Source organism: Mycobacterium sp. MMS18-G62, from assembly GCF_053877835.1.
The window spans coordinates 4,388,250-4,407,038 of sequence record NZ_CM132662.1 but is presented as its reverse complement, the minus strand read 5'-3'; the positions used below and the strand labels follow the sequence as shown (position 1 = coordinate 4,407,038).

16 protein-coding genes are annotated in these 18,789 nt (G+C 65.3%); 12 read left to right on the top strand and 4 right to left on the bottom strand.

The window, feature by feature from the left end:
* The first annotated feature begins 173 nt into the window (after positions 1-173).
* Both ACWW36_RS21965 and ACWW36_RS21960 read left to right on the top strand, forming a co-directional pair.
* A complete protein-coding gene (locus ACWW36_RS21965) occupies positions 174-1,658 on the top strand; it encodes an amino acid permease (RefSeq protein ID WP_456138076.1) in 1,485 nt (494 codons plus the stop codon).
* Positions 1,655-3,061: an FAD-binding oxidoreductase gene (locus ACWW36_RS21960; RefSeq protein WP_456138075.1), complete on the top strand. Its 1,407-nt coding sequence runs from the start codon at positions 1,655-1,657 to the stop codon at positions 3,059-3,061. Before ACWW36_RS21965 ends, ACWW36_RS21960 begins: the two co-directional genes overlap by 4 nt.
* On the opposite strand, the gene ACWW36_RS21955 is transcribed toward ACWW36_RS21960, so the two are convergent.
* Both ACWW36_RS21955 and ACWW36_RS21950 read right to left on the bottom strand, forming a co-directional pair.
* A complete protein-coding gene (locus tag ACWW36_RS21955; RefSeq protein WP_456138074.1) occupies positions 2,997-4,520 on the bottom strand; it encodes an MFS transporter in 1,524 nt (507 codons plus the stop codon). The two genes, ACWW36_RS21960 and ACWW36_RS21955, sit on opposite strands and share 65 nt — an antisense overlap.
* Positions 4,517-5,059 carry a TetR/AcrR family transcriptional regulator gene (locus ACWW36_RS21950; RefSeq protein WP_456138073.1) on the bottom strand — a complete coding sequence of 181 codons (543 nt, stop codon included), beginning with the start codon at positions 5,057-5,059 and terminating at the stop codon, positions 4,517-4,519. The genes ACWW36_RS21955 and ACWW36_RS21950 overlap by 4 nt, the downstream gene beginning before the upstream one ends.
* A gap of 132 nt (positions 5,060-5,191) precedes the next feature.
* Between ACWW36_RS21950 and ACWW36_RS21945 the strand changes: the two genes are divergently transcribed.
* The 3 genes from ACWW36_RS21945 to ACWW36_RS21935 all read left to right on the top strand — a co-directional run bounded on the left by ACWW36_RS21945 (position 5,192) and on the right by ACWW36_RS21935 (position 7,897).
* Complete coding sequence (locus tag ACWW36_RS21945; protein WP_456138072.1) at positions 5,192-6,088, top strand: DMT family transporter; 897 nt, start codon at positions 5,192-5,194, stop codon at positions 6,086-6,088.
* Positions 6,089-6,098: 10 nt separating this feature from the next.
* Positions 6,099-6,887 carry a bestrophin-like domain gene (locus ACWW36_RS21940; RefSeq protein WP_456138071.1) on the top strand — a complete coding sequence of 263 codons (789 nt, stop codon included), beginning with the start codon at positions 6,099-6,101 and terminating at the stop codon, positions 6,885-6,887.
* Between the two features lie 98 nt (positions 6,888-6,985).
* Entirely contained in the window at positions 6,986-7,897 is a 912-nt protein-coding gene (locus ACWW36_RS21935; protein ID WP_456142578.1) for a COX15/CtaA family protein, read from the top strand.
* Here the strand turns inward: ACWW36_RS21935 and ACWW36_RS21930 are convergent.
* On the bottom strand, positions 7,847-8,788 hold the full coding sequence (locus ACWW36_RS21930; RefSeq protein ID WP_456138070.1) for an ATP-grasp domain-containing protein: 942 nt from the start codon (positions 8,786-8,788) through the stop codon (positions 7,847-7,849). The genes ACWW36_RS21935 and ACWW36_RS21930 overlap by 51 nt on opposite strands.
* Positions 8,789-8,806: 18 nt before the next feature.
* On the opposite strand from ACWW36_RS21930, the gene ACWW36_RS21925 reads away from it, so the two are divergent.
* Complete coding sequence (locus ACWW36_RS21925; protein WP_456138069.1) at positions 8,807-9,778, top strand: quinone oxidoreductase family protein; 972 nt, start codon at positions 8,807-8,809, stop codon at positions 9,776-9,778.
* Here the strand turns inward: ACWW36_RS21925 and ACWW36_RS21920 are convergent.
* On the bottom strand, positions 9,775-10,707 hold the full coding sequence (locus ACWW36_RS21920; RefSeq protein ID WP_456138068.1) for a heme o synthase: 933 nt from the start codon (positions 10,705-10,707) through the stop codon (positions 9,775-9,777). The two genes, ACWW36_RS21925 and ACWW36_RS21920, sit on opposite strands and share 4 nt — an antisense overlap.
* A 166-nt stretch (positions 10,708-10,873) precedes the next feature.
* Here ACWW36_RS21920 and tkt point away from each other — a divergent pair, with 166 nt between their 5' ends.
* The 6 genes from tkt to ACWW36_RS21890 are packed head-to-tail and all read left to right on the top strand — an operon-like array spanning position 10,874 to position 18,730.
* On the top strand, positions 10,874-12,964 hold the full coding sequence (gene tkt, locus ACWW36_RS21915) for a transketolase (protein ID WP_456138067.1): 2,091 nt from the start codon (positions 10,874-10,876) through the stop codon (positions 12,962-12,964).
* A gap of 17 nt (positions 12,965-12,981) precedes the next feature.
* Positions 12,982-14,100 carry a transaldolase gene (gene tal, locus ACWW36_RS21910; protein WP_456138066.1) on the top strand — a complete coding sequence of 373 codons (1,119 nt, stop codon included), beginning with the start codon at positions 12,982-12,984 and terminating at the stop codon, positions 14,098-14,100.
* On the top strand, positions 14,097-15,626 hold the full coding sequence (zwf, locus tag ACWW36_RS21905; RefSeq protein ID WP_456138065.1) for a glucose-6-phosphate dehydrogenase: 1,530 nt from the start codon (positions 14,097-14,099) through the stop codon (positions 15,624-15,626). Before tal ends, zwf begins: the two co-directional genes overlap by 4 nt.
* Entirely contained in the window at positions 15,623-16,534 is a 912-nt protein-coding gene (gene opcA / locus ACWW36_RS21900) for a glucose-6-phosphate dehydrogenase assembly protein OpcA (RefSeq protein WP_456138064.1), read from the top strand. Before zwf ends, opcA begins: the two co-directional genes overlap by 4 nt.
* On the top strand, positions 16,531-17,268 hold the full coding sequence (gene pgl / locus ACWW36_RS21895; protein WP_456138063.1) for a 6-phosphogluconolactonase: 738 nt from the start codon (positions 16,531-16,533) through the stop codon (positions 17,266-17,268). The genes opcA and pgl overlap by 4 nt, the downstream gene beginning before the upstream one ends.
* A 37-nt stretch (positions 17,269-17,305) precedes the next feature.
* Positions 17,306-18,730, top strand: coding sequence for an HNH endonuclease signature motif containing protein (locus ACWW36_RS21890; protein ID WP_456138062.1), 1,425 nt, complete (start codon positions 17,306-17,308; stop codon positions 18,728-18,730).
* Positions 18,731-18,789: the final 59 nt, after the last annotated feature.

Genomic DNA, 18,789 nt, shown 5'->3' with positions numbered 1-18,789 from the left:
TCGGCTCAGGCTATACCCTCCGACCTTTTTGGCTGGATGGGTTTTCTGACCTGGTACGACATGGCGTGCAGAGCAGCCAAGCTGACAATTTTCACGCAATCGACAATTTTGCTGCGTAAAGGCTCGCCCCCTCATCTACTGTTGGCCGCATCACCCGCCACGGAAGGTCGGATATGACGGTAGAGAAGTTGGCGGCCACCGCTGCTGCAGATGACGAGTGTGTGGAATGTGGCTACGAACCGGAACTGAAACGAACTCTCGGCTCATTTCAAGTATTCGCGATCTCGTTCGCGTTCATCTCGGTGGCCGTCGGCATCTTCGCGACATTCGACGACGTACTTCTGACTGCTGGACCGGTCGGGATCTGGCTGTGGATCATCGTGGCGGTAGGGCAGACGCTGGTGGCGCTGGTGGTTGCGCAGTTCGCGGCCCGCATCGCCCTCAGCGGGTCCTCGTATCAATGGGCGTCTCGGCTGGCCAACCCGAAGATCGGTTGGTTTTTCGGTTGGCTGACCTTCTGGTACTTGGCGACCGGCGTGGTGGCATTGGACAACGCGCTGGCCAGCCAGGCCTTCATGCCGCTGGTCGGATTGCAGCAAAGTGAAGACACCGCGCGGCTGCTCACGGTCGCGATCCTGATCGTGCAGGCCGTGCTAATCATCCTCTCGACACGACTGCTCGGACTGTTCACCTCCGTGTCGGTGGGCCTTGAGTTGGCCATCGTCGTGGTCTTGATACTTGGTCTGGGCGCCGTCATGGTGTTCACCGGCAGCGGCGACTTCGGCAACCTCACCTCCCGCGGCATCACAGCAGCAGACGCCGACTACTTCGCCATCGGCGGCGGTTTGATGGCCGCGATGATCATGGGCCTGACCACGTTGGTCGGCTTCGATTCCGCGGCCAACCTGGCCGAGGAGGCCAAGGATCCGTTCCGCAGTGTGCCACGCGCAATCGTGTCATCGGTGGTCGCCGCCGGAGTGATTGGACTCTTGTTCCTCATCGCTCTCACCGTCGCAATCAAAGACGTCCCAGCCGTAACCGCCAGCGGTTCGCCGGTCGCCGCGATCATCCGCAGTCAGCTCGGGCCGGTCGCCGAACGAATCCTGTTGGCAGGCATCGTGATCGCGATGTTCGGTGCCGGCATGGTGGTGATGGCGGCATGCTCGCGGCAGGTGTTCGCCATGGCGAGGGATGAACGCTTTCCGGCGCACGCCTTGATGCGACGGGTGAACTCGCGCACCCAAACCCCGGTCCCTGCAACGATTTTGATCCTGGCCGTGGGCGTCGTCCTGATGATCGCGCTTCCCGGTGCAGCCCTGATGCAATTGATCATCGGAGGGACGATTCTGCCTGCACTCATTTACGGCGCGGTCGTCGTGCTTTACCTCGCTGTGCGCAAACGGCTCGAGCACAAACAGGGCGGGTTCAGCCTCGGCCGCTTCGAGCTACCGGTCGCAATCGCTGCGCTGATTTGGGTGGCGGCCGCGCTGGTCTTCCTCGTCACGCCCGGGGACGCCACCGTCCCCACGCTGGTGGTGCTCGGCCTCATCCTCGCCGGTGGCGTCTACTTCGCCAAGATGATGATCTTCAACCGCGAGGTGCTCGACACCGAGCCGGGCGAAGACATCTTCGCGGCCCCGGCTGAGATGACCGAATGACATCCACCACGGCACGACCGGCCGAGCTGACTGGCCGGATCGTCCGTGCCGGCGACGCCGATTACCCGGTCGCCAGCGCCGGCTACAACCTGCTCTTCACCCACGATCCGGCAGTGATCGTGTTCGCTCAGGAGACACAGGACGTGGTCAACGCGCTGGCCTGGGCGCGGCAAAACAATGTCGCGGTCCGGGTGCGGAGTGGCCGCCACTGCCTTGAGGGCTGGTCCAACGTCGATAGCGGGATAGTCATCGACGTCAGCGAGATGAAGTCGGCAACGATCGATGCCGCGTCGAACACGGCGACCGTCGGCGCTGGGCTCAACCAGCTGGAAGCCGTGACGGAGCTGGGCAAGGCCGGCTTTGCGGCGCCGACCGGCACCGAGGGAACCGTCGGACTGGTCGGCGCCACTCTTGGCGGCGGTTTCGGGCTCCTTACCCGCCGTTTCGGCATGGCCTCCGACAATCTCTTGGCGGTTGAGATCGTCGTTTCCTCGGGAGCCGACGGGGCTGAGGCGATCATCGCAGACGAGAACAACAACCCCGACCTGCTCTGGGCGCTCCGGGGCGCAGGCAACGGCAATTTCGGGATCGTCACTTCACTGACGTACCGGATTCATCCGTTGACGCAGACCGTCTACATCAACGCGACGTGGCTCGGCCTGGACGACCTGCCCGCGGTTTTCGATGCCTGGCAGCGGTCTGCCCCCTACGTCGACCACCGCCTCACCAGTCAGCTCGAGATACACCGCGCAGAGACGAAGCTCGTCGGTCTTCTGGCTTCCGGTTCGGAGGCAGAGGCAAAGCAGCTGCTGGCGCCGATTCTGTCGGTGGGCAATCCCGATGTGTCGACGTCGAGCGGGAGCTGGGCCGACACCTACGCAGGATTCCAGATATCGCCCGCCGACGAGGCTGCGAATTGGAAGTTCTACTCGCAGTTCATGTCCGATCCTTTTCCTGCTGAAGCGATCAGCCTCATCGGCTCATTCATGTCCAAGGCCCCCACCCCGGACTGCAACTACTTCACCAATGCCTTCGGCGGAGCGCTCAAGGACAACGAGCCTGCCGGCGGCTCGGCGTTCGCCCATCGCAACGCGCTCTACTACGCCGAGCCAGGCGCGGGCTGGGGCACTCGAGGTGGAATACCCGCAACGGCCGACCCGCTGACGGCGAAGTGCCAGGACTGGATTGCCGAGTTCAGCGAAGCGTTAGGGCCCTTTGTGAATGGCGCCTACGTCAACGTGCCCAATGCCGGCATGGCGGATTATGAGACCGCCTATTGGGGACCAAACGTCGACCGACTGCGCACGATCAAGGCAAAGTACGACCCCACCAACGTGTTCAGCTTCGAACAGAGCATTCCTGCCGTTCCGGCTGATCCGGTGGTCCCGTCGGGCGGGGCTTGAGCAGCACCCACACGCCGAGCGCCGATGCCAGAAGGAGCGCCGAGCCGACGCCCGCCGCGATGGCCAGCCCGTCGGTGAAGGCGTCCTTCGCAGCGGTCAACAAGCCATCCGCGTTGTCGACGGGCAGCCTTGCTGACGCGTCGACGGCGGCGGGGAGCGACTCCCGTGCATGTGACGCCACCGCATCGGGGGTGCCGGGCGGAATCGCCAGCCCGCGGTATACGGCGGTGATGATAGAGCCGAGTGTCGCGATGCCTAGAGCCATGCCGAGTTCGTACGCAGTCTCCGAGACTGCCGCTGCCGCACCGGCTCGCTGCGGCATGACGCTGCCAATGATGACGTCGCTGGCCGCGGTGAAGGCCAGTCCGAGGCCAACGCCGACGACGAACAGGGCGGTGCCGAGCCGCAGATAGGCGGTGGAGGGGCTGATCGTCGTCAGCGACGCCATTGCGACACCGACCAGTACCAGCCCGGTCGTGAGGACCGCGCGCTGCGACCAGTGACGCACGGCGAAGCCGGCCAGCACGCCGAACACGGTCGCCGCGACCGCGGCCGGCAGTTCGGCCAGCCCGGCCTTCATCGGGCTGTAACCCTGTACCAGCTGGAAGAATTGGGACAGAAAGAACACCAGGCCCGAAAGGCCAAGCACTGAAAGCAGATTGGCCGCGACCACGCCCGAGAACGCACGATTGCAGAAGAGCCGCACATCGATTAGTGGAGCGGGCAGCCTGAGCTGGCGCCGGACGAAGAGTGTCAACGCCACGACGCCGCCGACACCCGTCACGGCGATGTCGGCGCGAAGCCCGTTAGCAGCACCTTCCTTGACGGCGTAGACGAGGCCGAGCACGCCGACGAGGGACAGCACGACTCCGGGCAGATCCCACGGCCCCGGTGCGGGGTTGCGCTCCTCGGGCAACAGAAAGATGCCCCCAACAAGCAGCACGACCATCACCGGGACGTTGATCAAAAAGACTGACCCCCACCAGAAATGCTCCAACAGCAGCCCACCGATCACGGGACCCAGCGCGGCACCCGCCGAGAACATGGCGGCCCAGACGCCGACAGCCATGCTGCGATCACGTGGCTGGAGAAACAGCCCGCGGATCAACGCTAGCGTCGACGGGGCCAGCGTCGCCCCGGCCACGCCGAGCAGCGCACGCGCGCCGATTAGGAGCTCAGCCGTCGAAGCGTATGCAGTCACTACGGACATCGCAGCGAAAGCCGTTGCGCCGCAGAGCAACAACCTTTTGTGACCGGCGCGGTCGCCGAGGCTGCCCATTGTGACAAGCAAGGCCGCCAGCACGAAGGAGTAGATGTCGCCGATCCAGAGGACCTGTGTCGCCGTCGACTCGAGATCCCTGGTAATGAACGGGGTGGCGACCGCCAGTACCGTGCCGTCGACGCCGATTACCAGCACTCCGAGGCTGAGCACGCCGAGCGCGAACCAACGGCGCGTCATGACACACGCACGCCATGTAGCAGCAGTTCGGTGACCATCTCGGTGAAGTCGTGGCGCGCCGCCCGTCCGACCTGAATGAGCCATGCCGCGCCGGCGACGAGGTTGTAGAACGCCTCAGTCAGCCAGACAGCAGACAGATCGGGACGGAATTCGCCTTCCCGCTGACCGCGCTGGAACAGTTGCCTGATCTCCGCGTCGATCTCCGCCCAGGCTTCCTTCGCCTCATTGGCGTCGAAATCCTGACTCTGGGTGTAGAGCAACGTGAGACATCCCGACACGGGCTCGCACGCGGTCACTAAGCGTTGCAACGCTTCCGCGGCCGAGCCTTCCTGCCACCGGGCCGTTTTCAGTGCCTCATGCATGAGGGCGACCGCGAGCTGGTCCAACGCCTCGAGGAGAGCGGCTCGCCCGGCGAAGTAACGATGTAGCGTCGCGCGGCTGATGCCGACGGCCGCAGCGATCTCGTCTTGGGTCGCGTTGGGCCGCCGGCCGAGGAAGTCCGCGGCGGCGAGCAACACTTGTTCACGATCCAAGTTCATGAGACAACTATATCTCATATGAGACGTTTTTGTCTTACCCCCGGTAACCCAGCTCGACTTCCGCCCGAGGGTGATCTCCATCCGCCATCAGGTTTGCCGGTGAACTGCCAGAAACGTCAATATGATGCGCAGATGCAAAGCGACGGCGTTTTGCACAAACCCGAGAACGTGGCGCTGGGTGCGGCGCTCACCACACTGTCGTTCCTTTGTGTGGCCCTGGTGAGCGCTTTCGGGAAGGCAGCAGGCCAGTACACGTCGACCGGCGTCGTCGTACTGTTCCAGAACCTGATCAGCCTTCTGTTCATCATCCCGATCGCATTGCGGAGCGGTTGGGAGCCGCTGCGGACGCAGAAGATCGGTCTGCACATTTTGCGTGCGGCTACCGGAACCGCTTGCTGGTACGCCCTTTTCGTCGCAATGACGATGATGCCGTTGACGAACGCGATCCTGTTGACCTTCAGCGCTCCACTGTGGATGCCCGTCATCGCGTGGGTGGTGTCGCGGCAGACCTCGTCGACGGCCACCTGGGTGGGCGCAGGGATCGGCTTCGTCGGCGTCGTGCTGGTATTAGGGCCTCAGCGGCACCATTTCACCGTTGGCTACGTGTATGCGATCGCCGGCGCTCTTCTCCTTGCGGTCGCACTCATGTCCGTCCGCTGGCTCGGGGCGACCGAGCCGATGCCTCGAATTCTCTTCTACTACTTCCTCTTCTCAACCGTGATGGTCATACCGCTCGCGGTTGCGCAATGGCAGCCGTTGGTGATGCGGGCCTGGATCTACCTGCTCGCCGTCGGTTTGGCGCAACTGTTCTCACAGGTGTTCATCGTGCTCGCATACCGCTACGCGTCATCGGTCAAGCTCGGCCCGATCGTCTACACGGTCATCGTGTTCACGGCGTTGATCGACTGGGCGGTTTGGGATCATCCGCCAACGCTGTTCGTGGTATTGGGCATGGTTCTCGTCATCGGTGGCGGACTGGTTTCGATTCGGGGAAAGACCACCACGCGACGGGCCGGCATCGAGAGTTGAGGGAGCAACCGTGAGCCAGTGGATCGTCAGCAACGTCCCATCCTGGTTGCTACTCGCGGCGCTGGTCGTGGGTATCACTGCCGGGACACTTCTTGTCCTTAAGCTCGTCCGCCGTCGTTTCCCTCGGCTTCAGCAGGGACAACACAACGACATCACGAAGGTCGGATTCTCCGTCGTCGGACCGGTTTACGGCTTTATGACCGGTTTCATCGTGGTCGTGCTGTGGGGTCAGGTGAACTCGGCAGACCAGGTCGTGCGGACCGAGGCGTCCTCGGCGGTGCAGCTGGTGAGGGACGCCAACGCATTCACCAAGGCCGACGGCGACCGAATCCGGCAGGGCTTGCTGGAATACGAGCGCTCGGCAGTGGCCGAGTGGCCAGAAGCTGCGCGCGGCCGCGCCACGCCTGAGGCCGAGAACGCACTGAGACGCCTGTACACCACCTACACAGACATCCCGCCCACCGACGACAAGCAACGGAGCGCGTTGACCAGCTCGCTGGCGTCCCTCAAACAGCTGAGCACGTCGCGCACGGAAAGGCTGATCATGGCGCGCACCAACACCGGCCCCACGTGGTCATTGTGGGGAGTCGTCTTCCTGGTCAGCGGACTGGTTCTCGGGTTCGCCGTCATCATCGGTGAGTCGCAGGGCCACATGCATTTCGTGATGGTCACTGCGGTCAGCGTCCTCGTTGCCGTGATCTTGTTCCTGATCACAGAACTGTCGCATCCATTTCTCGGCGAGATCGGTACCTCACCTGAGCCCATGCGTGCGGTGATCGACGCGGTGCAGTCCCAATAGCCGCCGGCGACCGCTACTACGGCCTGTAGTTGCGGTCCTCTACGATCGAGGCCGTGGCCGTCGGACGATTCTTCCTGCGAGTAGTCGACCTGCTGCCCATGCCGAGCCTTCGGGTTCAGCGCATCATCGCCCTTCTCGTCATCCTGACGCAGGGCGGCATCGCCGTGACGGGTGCAATTGTGCGCGTCACCGCCTCGGGCCTTGGCTGCCCGACGTGGCCGCAGTGCTTCCCCGGCAGCTTCACTCCGGTACCCGTGGCCGAGGTGCCCGTCGTGCACCAGGTCGTCGAGTTCAGCAACCGGATGATCACGTTCCTCGTCGTGCTCACCGCCGCGCTCGCGGTGCTGGCCGTGACGCGGGCCCGTCGCCGCCGGGAAGTGCTGATCTACGCGTGGCTGATGCCGGCGTCCACGGTGGTGCAGGCGGTGATCGGCGGCATCACCGTGCTGACCGGTCTGCTGTGGTGGACGGTTGCCATCCACCTGCTCGCGTCCATGACGATGGTGTGGCTCGCCGTGCTGCTGTTCGTGAAGGTCGGTGAGCCCGACGACGGTGTGCCGACACCCGTTGTACCAAAACCGTTGCGCCAGTTGACCGTTCTCAGTGCACTGGTGCTCGCCGCGGTCCTGGTGACGGGGACGCTGGTGACCGGCGCGGGCCCACACGCCGGCGACAAGAGCGTCGACCGCACCGTGCCTCGGCTGCAGATCGAGATCACCACGCTGGTGCACGCGCACTCGTCACTGCTGGTGGCCTATCTCTCGCTGCTCGTCGCGCTGGGCTTCGGGCTGCTTGCGGTCAAGGCGCCGCGGCCAGTCATGCTGCGGCTCGGCGTGCTGGTGGCGCTCGTGTGCGCGCAGGGCCTCGTCGGCACCGTGCAGTTCTTCACGGGTGTGCCCGCGGCGCTCGTAGCCGTCCACGTACTGGGCGCCGCCGCGTGTACGGCCGCCACCTCGGCGCTATGGGCGTCGATGCGAGAGCGGGCCGAGCCCGAGCCGATCAAGGGCTGACTCGACGCCGAGCGCGAACTCGCGCTGCTGACGTGCCCGCATCACGTCGTCCAACTGCCGCCAGCCCAACGACGGCTCGACGAGTTCCAGCTCGAGGACTCGAGCGTCGCGTCGGTCTCCGATCACGTCCACCCGTGCGTACAGCAGCTCGCCGACATTCATGCCCAGGTGCCGGGCGGCCGCGGCCAGCGCCGCATGCCCGACGTCCCAGACCTCGAAGTCCGGTTCTGCTGGCGCGAGGCTCTCCTGTGCGTAGGTGCCGGACTCGTCGAACACCGGCGCCTGGCCCGGCGGCGGCAGGATCGGGCCCTTGGTGAACGCGTGGGATTGACGGCCGCTGAGAAACACCAACGCCGTCTCGCCGTCCTCCACCCGAGCGTCGTACGGCTGCACGAGCACAGTGCGACCCTCGGCCTGTAGCGCAGCCGCGTGTTCGAGCGCCTCGGCGGGTTCCGAAAATCGAAGAGCGCCAACCGACCCCACGCCGACAGCGGGTTTCACCACTGCCTCCCCTGCGGGCAAACGCACCTTTTCACCGGGTGCGAAAAACCTGCTGGGTACGGTCGGCACACCGGCGTCGGCGAGATCCGACAGATACCGCTTGTCGGTGTTCCACACGACGACGGCCGGGCCGTTCACCAGGTTCCTGACCACCCGCGTCCAATGGAGAAACTCGTCCAGCCGGTCGATGTAGTCCCACGTCGCGCGCAGGATCACCAAGTCCGCGTCGAGCGCGGCGGGATCGTCCCACGACAGCCAGCGGGCGTGGAGGCCACGCTGGCGCAGCGCGTTGACCAGCCCGTCGTCGTCGCCGTCGCCCTCCGGCAAGGCCGGGCATCCGGCCAACACTATGCGGGGATGGAACAGGTCTGGCCTGGCATGTTTCGCCACGTTGGCAGGATAGTCACCATGCACGCCATTGAAGTCGCCGAAACCGGCGGACCCGAAGTCCTGTCCTACGTCGAAAAGCCTGCGCCCTCCCCCGGGCCGGGCGAAGTGCTGATCAAGGCCGAGGCCATCGGGGTGAACTTCATCGACACCTATCACCGGTCCGGGCAGTATCCGCGCGAGCTGCCCTTCATCCTCGGGATGGAGGTGTGCGGAACCGTCGAGTCCGTCGGCGACGACGTGGCCGCGCTCAACGTCGGTGACCGAGTCGTCACCGCGCAGGGCAACGGCGCCTACGCCGAATACTGCGTCGCACCAGCCGATTTCGCCGCCTATGTACCCGACGGCGTCAGCCCGGACGTCGCTGCCGCCTCCCTACTCAAGGGCATGACCGCGCATTACCTGATCAAATCGGTGTATCCCGTGCAGGAAGGGGACGCGGTGCTGGTGCACGCGGGTGCGGGCGGCGTCGGCCTGATCTTGACGCAGTGGGCCACCAGTCAGGCGGTGCGGGTGATCACCACGGTCTCGACGCCGGAGAAGGCCGAACTGTCGCGACAAGCCGGCGCGGTCGAGGTCCTGGACTACCCCGACGACCCCGAGGAATTCGGGGCCAAGATCAAAGAGATGACGGACGGCGGGGTCGCCGCCGTGTACGACGGCGTGGGCGCGGCGACCTTCGACGCGAGCCTGGCGAGCCTGCGGGTCCGCGGCACGCTCGCGCTGTTCGGGGCGTCCAGCGGTCCCGTTCCGTCGTTCGACCCGCAACGGCTCAACACCGCGGGCTCGCTGTTCTTGACCAGGCCGACGCTCGTGCACTACACGCGCACTGCCGACGAGTTCGCTTGGCGGGCAGGGGAATTGCTCAATGCGATCGCGGCGGGCGCCATCAACGTCACGGTCAGCGAACGCTACCCGTTGGCAGAGGCCGAGCAGGCCCACCGCGACCTGCAGGGCCGCAAGACCGTCGGCTCGGTGGTGTTGGTGCCCTAGACGGAGAACAGCGTCGGCAGCGCCAACGCGGAATCCACAGCGAGCGCGCAGAACACCACGGCCAGATAGTTGTTGGACTGCAGGAACAGCCGCAACGGCTTGACCGGCTCGCCGCGGCGCACCCCGGCATACAGCTGGTGAGCCATCACCAAGAACCACGCGCCGGCCAGAATCGCCACCGCGGTGTACAGCCAGCCGGTGGCGAGAGCCAGCGCCAGCGTCGCCAACACCGTCAGCCAGGTGTAGATCAGGATCTGCTTGGTGACCTGACGCTCGGTGGCCACCGCGGGCAGCATCGGCACACCTGCGGCCTGGTAGTCCTCCTTGTAGCGCATGGCCAGCGCCCACGTGTGCGGAGGCGTCCAGAAGAAGATGATCGCGAACATCACCAAGGCGGGCCATTGGATGGTCCCGGTGACCGCCGACCAGCCGATCATCACCGGCATACAGCCCGCCGCCCCGCCCCACACGACGTTCTGCGAAGTACGGCGCTTCAGCAGCAGCGTGTACACCAGCACGTAGAAGGCGATAGTCGCCCCGGCCAGATGCGCGGACAGCATGTTCGTCGTCCACCACAGCCAGAAGAAGGAACCGACGGACAGCGCCAGCCCGAACACCAGTGCATGGCTTCGCGGCACGGTCGCGCGCGCCAGCGGCCGGTGGGCCGTCCGCTTCATCACCTTGTCGATGTCGGCGTCGGCCACGCAGTTCAGCGCATTCGCACCCGCGGCCGCCAGCAGGCCGCCGACCAAAGTGTTGAGGATCAGCAGCGGGTCAACCGAGCCGCGGTGGGCCAGCAGCATCGCCGGGATCGTGGTGACGAGCAGCAGCTCGATCACCCGCGGCTTCGTCAGGGAGATGTAGCCAAGGAGCTTGGTAGCGATTCGGTTCGGCGCCCCAGCTTTAGGGCTGCCTTCGCGAATGCTCACGCAAATACTCCTAAGGGTCGCCGCGCGCGCGGCTTCTACTACAGACGATGGTAGACCGCGCCTAAACAGCGGCCTAATCGTCCCCCCACGGACCTGCAGCGGATGACCATTGCGCACTAGGGTGTTTTAACGAGCAAGCTTGCTGACTATCTAGGGAGTACGCCGCGTGACCACCGTCGAAGAGATTTCTGCCCTGACCCGCCCGAACCACCCGGACGACTGGACCGACCTCGACTCGGCAGCCGTCGATACCGTCCGAGTGCTCGCGGCGGATGCGGTGCAGAAGGTCGGCAACGGGCATCCGGGCACGGCGATGAGCCTGGCGCCGCTGGCGTACACGCTGTTTCAGCGACAGATGCGCCACGACCCCAGCGACGAACACTGGATCGGTCGCGATCGCTTCGTGCTGTCGTGCGGTCACTCCAGCCTGACGCTGTACATCCAGCTGTATCTGGGCGGATTCGGGCTCGAGCTTTCCGACATCGAGTCGCTGCGCACGTGGAAGTCCAAGACGCCGGGCCACCCGGAGTTCCGCCACACCCGGGGCGTGGAGATCACCACCGGCCCGCTCGGCCAGGGCTTGGCGTCGGCGGTCGGCATGGCGATGGCGTCGCGCTATGAGCGCGGTCTGTTCGACCCCGACGCGGCGCCCGGCGCCAGCCCGTTCGACCACTACATCTACGTGATCGCCTCCGACGGTGACATCGAGGAGGGCGTGACCAGCGAGGCGTCATCGCTGGCAGGCACCCAGCAGCTCGGCAACCTGATCGTGTTCTACGACCGCAACCAGATTTCGATCGAGGACGACACCGATATCGCGCTGAGCGAGGACACGCCTGCCCGCTACCGCGCCTACGGCTGGCACGTCCAGGAGGTCGAGGGCGGCGAGAACGTCGTCGGCATCGAGGAGGCCATCGCCGAAGCCAAGCGCGTCACCGACAAGCCGTCGTTCATCGCGATCCGCACGATCATCGGCTATCCGGCACCCAACCTGATGAACACCGGCAAGGCTCACGGCGCGGCACTCGGTGACGAGGAGGTTGCCGCGGTCAAGAAGATCCTCGGATTCGACCCGGATAAGACGTTCGAGGTGCGCGACGATGTCATCGAGCACACCCGCAAGCTCGTGGCCCGCGGCAAGGAAGCCCACGAGAAGTGGCAGAGCGAGTTCGACGCGTGGGCGCAGCGTGAACCCGAGCGCAAGGCGCTGCTTGACCGGCTGACAGCGCAGGAACTGCCCGACGGCTGGGACGCCGACCTGACCCACTGGGAGCCGGGCTCCAAGCCACTGGCCACCCGTGCCGCATTCGGCCAGGTGCTCAACGACGTCGCGCCCAAGCTGCCCGAATTGTGGGGCGGCTCAGCGGATTTGGCGGGCAGCAACAACACCACCATCAAAGGGGTGAAATCCTTCGGGCCGCCGTCGATCTCCACCAAGGCGTTCACCGCGGATCCATACGGCCGTGTGCTGCACTTCGGCGTCCGCGAGCACGCGATGGGCTCGATTCTGTCCGGGATCGTGCTGCACGGGCCCACCCGCGCCTTCGGCGGGACGTTCCTGCAGTTCTCCGACTACATGCGGCCGGCGGTGCGGCTCGCGTCGCTGATGGATATCGACACGATCTACATCTGGACGCACGACTCTGTCGGACTGGGCGAGGACGGCCCAACGCATCAGCCGATCGAACATCTGGCGGCCCTGAGGGCGATTCCGAACCTTTCGGTGGTGCGGCCTGGCGACCCGAACGAGACCGCCTACGCCTGGCGGACGATCCTCGCCCGCGGCGCGGGCAGCGGCCCCGTTGGATTCATCCTGACCCGCCAAGGCATTCCGGTACTCGAGGGCACCGACGCCGAGGGCGTCTCCAGGGGCGGATACGTGCTGGGTGGCACGCCCGACGAAGAGCCCGACGTGGTGCTGATCGGCACGGGATCCGAGCTGCAACTGGCCGTCGCCGCGCAGAAGATATTGGCGGACAAGGGAATCACGGCCACGGTGGTGTCCATGCCGTGCGTCGAATGGTTCGAGTCCCAGCCCAAGGAGTACCGCGACAGCGTGCTTCCACCGGCCGTGTCGGCGCGGGTGGCCGTCGAGGCGGCGGTCGCGCAGAGTTGGTACAAGCTCGTCGGCGATACGGGCGAGATCGTTTCGATCGAGCACTACGGGGAATCCGCCGACGACAAGACGTTGTTCCGCGAGTTCGGTTTCACCCCCGAAGCTGTGGTGGCCGCCGCGGAGCGATCACTAGACAACTAGTTTCGAAAGGCAAAGCAATGACTCAGAATCCCAATCTTGCGGCGTTATCCGCGGCGGGCGTGTCGGTGTGGCTGGACGACCTCTCGCGCGAACGGCTCCAGACCGGCAACTTGCAGGAGCTCATCGACACCAAGAGCGTGGTCGGTGTCACCACCAATCCGTCGATCTTCCAGGCGGCGCTGTCGAAGGGCACTGCTTACGACGGGCAGGTCAAGGAGCTGGCCGACCGTGGTGCCGACGTGGAGGCCACCATCCGCACCGTCACCACCGACGACGTACGCAACGCCTGCGACGTGCTGGCCAAGGCGTGGGAGGCATCCGACGGCGTCGACGGCCGGGTGTCCATCGAGGTGGACCCGCGACTGGCGCATGAAACCGACAAGACGATCCTGCAGGCGATCGAGCTGTGGAAGATCGTCGACCGGCCCAATCTGCTGATCAAGATTCCAGCGACGATGGCCGGCTTGCCCGCGATCACCGCCGTTATCGCCGAGGGCATTTCGGTGAACGTGACGCTGATCTTCTCGGTCGAACGCCACCGCCTGGTGATGGACGCCTACCTGGCCGGGCTGGAGAAGGCCAAAGAGGCCGGACACGATCTTTCCAAGATCCATTCGGTCGCTTCGTTCTTCGTCTCGCGCGTCGATACCGAGATCGACAAGCGGCTCGAGAAGATCGGCAGTGACGAGGCGCTGGCCCTGCGCGGTCAGGCCGGTGTGGCCAATGCGCGACTGGCCTACGCGGCGTACGAAGAGGTGTTCGTCGGCGGTTCCCGCTACGAAACCCTGAAGGCTGATGGCGCACGCGTGCAGCGGCCGTTGTGGGCGTCGACCGGGGTGAAGAATCCGGAGTATTCCGACACGCTCTACGTCACCGAGCTGGTCGCACCGAACACGGTCAACACCATGCCGGAGAAGACAATTGACGCGGTCGCCGATCACGGCGTCATCACCGGCGACACGGTCACCGGCAAGGCCGCAGAGGCTCAAGAGATCTTCGACAAGCTCGCTGCGGTTGGCATCGACCTGCCCGACGTGTTCCGGGTGCTCGAAGACGAAGGTGTGGAGAAGTTCGAGAAGTCGTGGCTTGAGCTGCTCGAGGCGACGCAGACTCAGCTCGACGCCGCGAAGAAATGACGGACTGGCGCAATCCGCTGCGCGATAAGCGCGACAAGCGGATGCCGCGCATCCCGGGTCCGTGCGGTGTGGTGATCTTCGGTGTCACGGGCGATCTCGCACGCAAGAAGTTGATGCCCGCGATCTACGACCTGGCCAATCGCGGACTGCTTCCGGCGTCGTTCGCTTTGGTCGGTTTCGCCCGAAGGGACTGGGCCGACGAGGATTTCGGTCAGGTGGTCTACGAGGCCGTCAAACAGCACGCGCGCACAGCCTTCCGCCAGGAGGTCTGGGATCGTCTGGCCGAAGGCATCCGATTCGTACAGGGCACGTTCGACGACGAAGAGGCTTTCGGGCGGCTCGCCGAGACTCTGGAGAAGCTCGACGCGGAACGCGGCACCGGCGGCAATCACGCCTTCTATCTGTCGATTCCACCCAAGGCCTTCCAGCAGGTGTGCGAACAGTTGCAGAAGTCGGGGCTGGCGCGCCCGCAGAACGGTCGCTGGAGCCGGGTGGTCATCGAGAAGCCGTTTGGCCACGACCTGCAGAGCGCCGTCGAACTCAACGGGGTGGTGAACAGCGTCTTCCCCGAGGAAGCGGTGTTCCGCATCGACCACTACCTGGGCAAGGAGACGGTCCAGAACATCTTGGCGCTGCGGTTCGCCAACGAGCTGTACGAGCCGATCTGGAACAACAACTACGTGGACAGCGTGCAGATCACCATGGCCGAGGACATCGGATTGGGTGGCCGCGCAGGCTATTACGACGGTGTGGGCGCGGCCCGCGATGTGATTCAGAACCACCTGGTGCAACTCTTGGCGCTGACTGCGATGGAGGAGCCGGTCAACTTCGGGCCACATGAATTGCAGGCCGAGAAGATCAAGGTGCTCTCGGCCACCCGGCTCATGGAGCCGCTCGATGAGACCACCGCTCGCGGCCAGTACGCCGCCGGCTGGCAGGGCAGTGAGAAAGTCGTCGGCCTGCTCGAAGAGGAGGGATTCTCCAAGGATTCCACCACCGAGACGTACGCGGCGATCACGCTGGAGATCGATACCCGCCGCTGGGCGGGCGTGCCGTTCTTCCTGCGCACTGGAAAACGCTTGGGGCGCAGGGTGACCGAGATCGCACTGATCTTCAAGAGGGCGCCGCATCTGCCGTTCGACAAGACGATGACAGAGGAACTCGGCAAGAACGCGTTGGTGATCCGGGTGCAGCCCGACGAAGGCATCACCACGCGTTTCGGCTCCAAGGTGCCAGGCAGTGCGATGGAGGTCCGCGATGTCAACATGGACTTCTCCTACGGCTCGGCGTTCGCCGAGGACTCCCCCGAAGCCTACGAACGGCTGATCCTGGACGTGCTGCTCGGCGAGCCGTCGCTGTTCCCGGTGAACGCTGAGGTCGAATTGTCTTGGGAGATACTGGATCCCGTGCTGGACTACTGGGCGTCGCACGGCAAGCCGGAAGCGTACGAATCAGGCACCTGGGGGCCGGCGTCGGCCGACGAAATGATTCACCGCATGGGCGGCCGAGAATGGAGACGGCCGTGATTGTTGACCTGCCGGGCACCACGACGAACGACATCAACAAGAAGATCACCGGGCTTCGCGAAGAAGGCGGCGCGATAACGCTGAGCCGGGTGCTGACGCTGGTGATCTCGCTTGAGTCCGACCACTTGTTGGAAGACTCCATCGAGGCGGCCAACTTCGCCAGCCGCGAGCACCCGTGCCGGGTGATCGTGGTCGTTCCCGGTGATAGAGACGGCTCTGAGCCACGACTCGACGCCCAGCTGCGCTTCGGCGGCGACGCGGGAGCCGGCGAGGTGGTCGCGTTGCGGCTGCACGGCGAACTCGCCGATCACGCCAGCAGTGTCGTGCTGCCATTCCTGTTGCCCGACACTCCCGTTGTGGCTTGGTGGCCGTCGGGGGGCCCAGCCGTCCCGGCCAAGGACCCACTCGGCCGGTTGGCAATTCGGCGGATAACGAATGCGACAGAGTGCGCCGACCCGCCGGCCGCGATCAAGAGTCGGTTGCAGGGCTACACCGACGGTGACACCGACCTCGCATGGGCTCGCATCACGTACTGGCGCGCCCTGCTGGCTGCGGCGGTCGATCAACCGCCGCATGAGCCGATCACGTCCGCGCTCGTGTCGGGCCTCAGGGACGAGCCGTCGCTCGATGTTCTGGCGGGTTGGCTGGCCGCGCGTATCGACGGTCCGGTCCAACGCGCGGTCGGCGACTTGAAGGTAGAGCTCGTGCGCGACAGCGAGACGATCACGCTGAGCCGGCCACAAACGGGCGTGACGGCGACATTGACCCGCACCAGTAGGCCCGAGGCCCGAATCCCGTTGGCGCGCAGAGACGCCAAGGAGTGCCTCGCCGAAGACATGCGCAGGCTAGACCCCGACGAGATCTATCACGAGGCACTGCAGGGCATCGACAAGGTGCAGTACATATGAGCACCGTCGTGGAGAAGTACCCGGACACCGCGGCGTTGGTGGAGGCTGCGGGCGACCGTCTGGTTGGGGCCATCACCGACGCGATCGAGAAGCGCGGAAGCGCACAGGTCGTGCTGACCGGCGGTGGCACGGGCATCGGTCTGCTCAAGCGGGTCGGCGAGCACAGCGACAAGATCGACTGGTCGAAGGTGCACGTGTACTGGGGCGACGACCGCTACGTGCCCGACGACGATGACGAACGCAATTACAAGCAGGCTCGTGAGGCGCTGCTCGATCGCGTCGACATCCCTGCGGCCAACGTGCACGCGATGCCGTCGAGCGACAGCGAGTTCGGCGACGACCTGGATGCGGCCGCGCTGGCCTACGAACAGGTGCTGGCGGCCAACGCCGATGACGGTGAACCGGCACCGGATTTCGACGTCCATCTGCTGGGCATGGGCGGCGAGGGCCACATCAACTCACTCTTCCCGGAAACCCCGGCGGTGCGCGAGACGCAGCGGCTCGTCGTCGGTGTCACCGACTCCCCCAAGCCACCACCACGGCGAATCACGTTGACGCTCCCCGCGATTCAGCGGTCGCGGGAGGTGTGGCTGGTGGTGTCGGGTGGGGCCAAGGCCGATGCGGTCGCCGCCGCGATCGGCGGCGCGAAGCCGGTTGATGTGCCGGCCGCCGGAGCCGTGGGCCGCGACGCGACCGTCTGGTTACTCGACGAGGACGCCGCCGCCAAGCTGTAAGCCCGACTTGTCGGTGGGTTCTGGCATGATCGAATGTATGTTCGATGGCGTGTCGGATGCGGAGCTCATCGATGTGATGGGTGAGGCGACCCGGGATGAGTCGACGGCGATCGCGCAGCGGTTGGCGGCGGTGGCGGAGTTGTTTGTGCGGCGCTCGGGCGAGCTGGCTGATGCGCAGTGGTGTTGTGCCGATGCGTGTGATGCGGTGGCCGCAGAGGTTTCGGCGGTGCAGAACATCAGCCACGCCCGCGCGGTGGGTCAGGTGCAATTTGCGTGCGCGTTGTGGCATCGGCTGCCCACAGTGGCCCGAGTGTTTTGCTCTGGAATGATCGATTTTCGGATGGTGTCGACGATCATCAGCCGCACCGAAAACGTGGAGGCGTCGGTGAGGCCCGAGCTCGATGAGGCGATCGCCCGTCATTGCACCAAGTGGATGAAGCTGTCGGGCCCGAAGTTGCGCGACCGGGTGGATCAGTGGGTGGCCAAGTTCGATCCGGCCGGGGTGCGGGTGCCGCCGACGGTCAACGACAACCGCTATGTCGACATCGACCCGGCGAGCCCCGGTGTCGCGTCGATCTCGGGCTATCTGAACGCCGCCGACGGCGCAGCACTGGATCAGCGTCTGGACGCGTTGGCGGCCACGGTGTGCGCCAACGACCCGCGCACCAAAGAGCAGCGCCGCGCCGATGCGGCCGGGGCGCTGGGACGCGGTGAGGCCACCCTGGCGTGCCGATGCGGATCACCCGATTGCGCTGCGGCAGTGGAACGTGACGCGGCGGCGGTGGCGGCCAGCGCCGTGATTCATGTGCTGGCCGAACACGCCACCGTCGAGGGGACTAGTGACCATCCGGGATATCTGCCCGGCTTTGGGATTCTGCCCGCCGAATCGGTGCGCGACCTGGCCACGACAGCGATGCTCAAGCCGTTGGTGATGCCGAGTGCGACACCGGATCCGGGGTATCGGCCCTCGGCGGTGACACGCGAGTTCGTCAAGTGGCGGGATTTGACGTGTTGCTGGCCGGGCTGTGACAGGCCGGTGGCTCAATGCGATGTCGACCACACGGTGCCCTACCCGGCCGGTCTCACCCATGCCTCCGATCTCAAGCACTACTGCCGTATTCATCATCTGATCAAGACGTTCCACCCAGGCTGGAGCGAGCAGCAGTTACCCGACGGGACGATCGTGTTGACGGCGCCGACCGGGCACGTCTACACCAGCCAACCGCACGGTGCGGCCATGTTTCCCGCCCTGGCGGCACCCATCGCGGCATTGGCGGCATCCAGGGTCGAGGAACCCAGCCCGTGGCGTCACACGATGATGCCGCGGCGCAAACAAACCCGCGACCAAAACCGCCAAGACCGCATCAACGCCGAACGCCGCCAACGCACCGAACTCATCGCCGAAGAAGAACGCCAACGCCAAGCCTGGCTCGCCGCCAACTACGAACCCCCACCCTTCTGAACGGTGTTAGTCATATCTCCTTGAGGCGCAGTCGCTTTGACCGTCTTCAAACCCCCGCG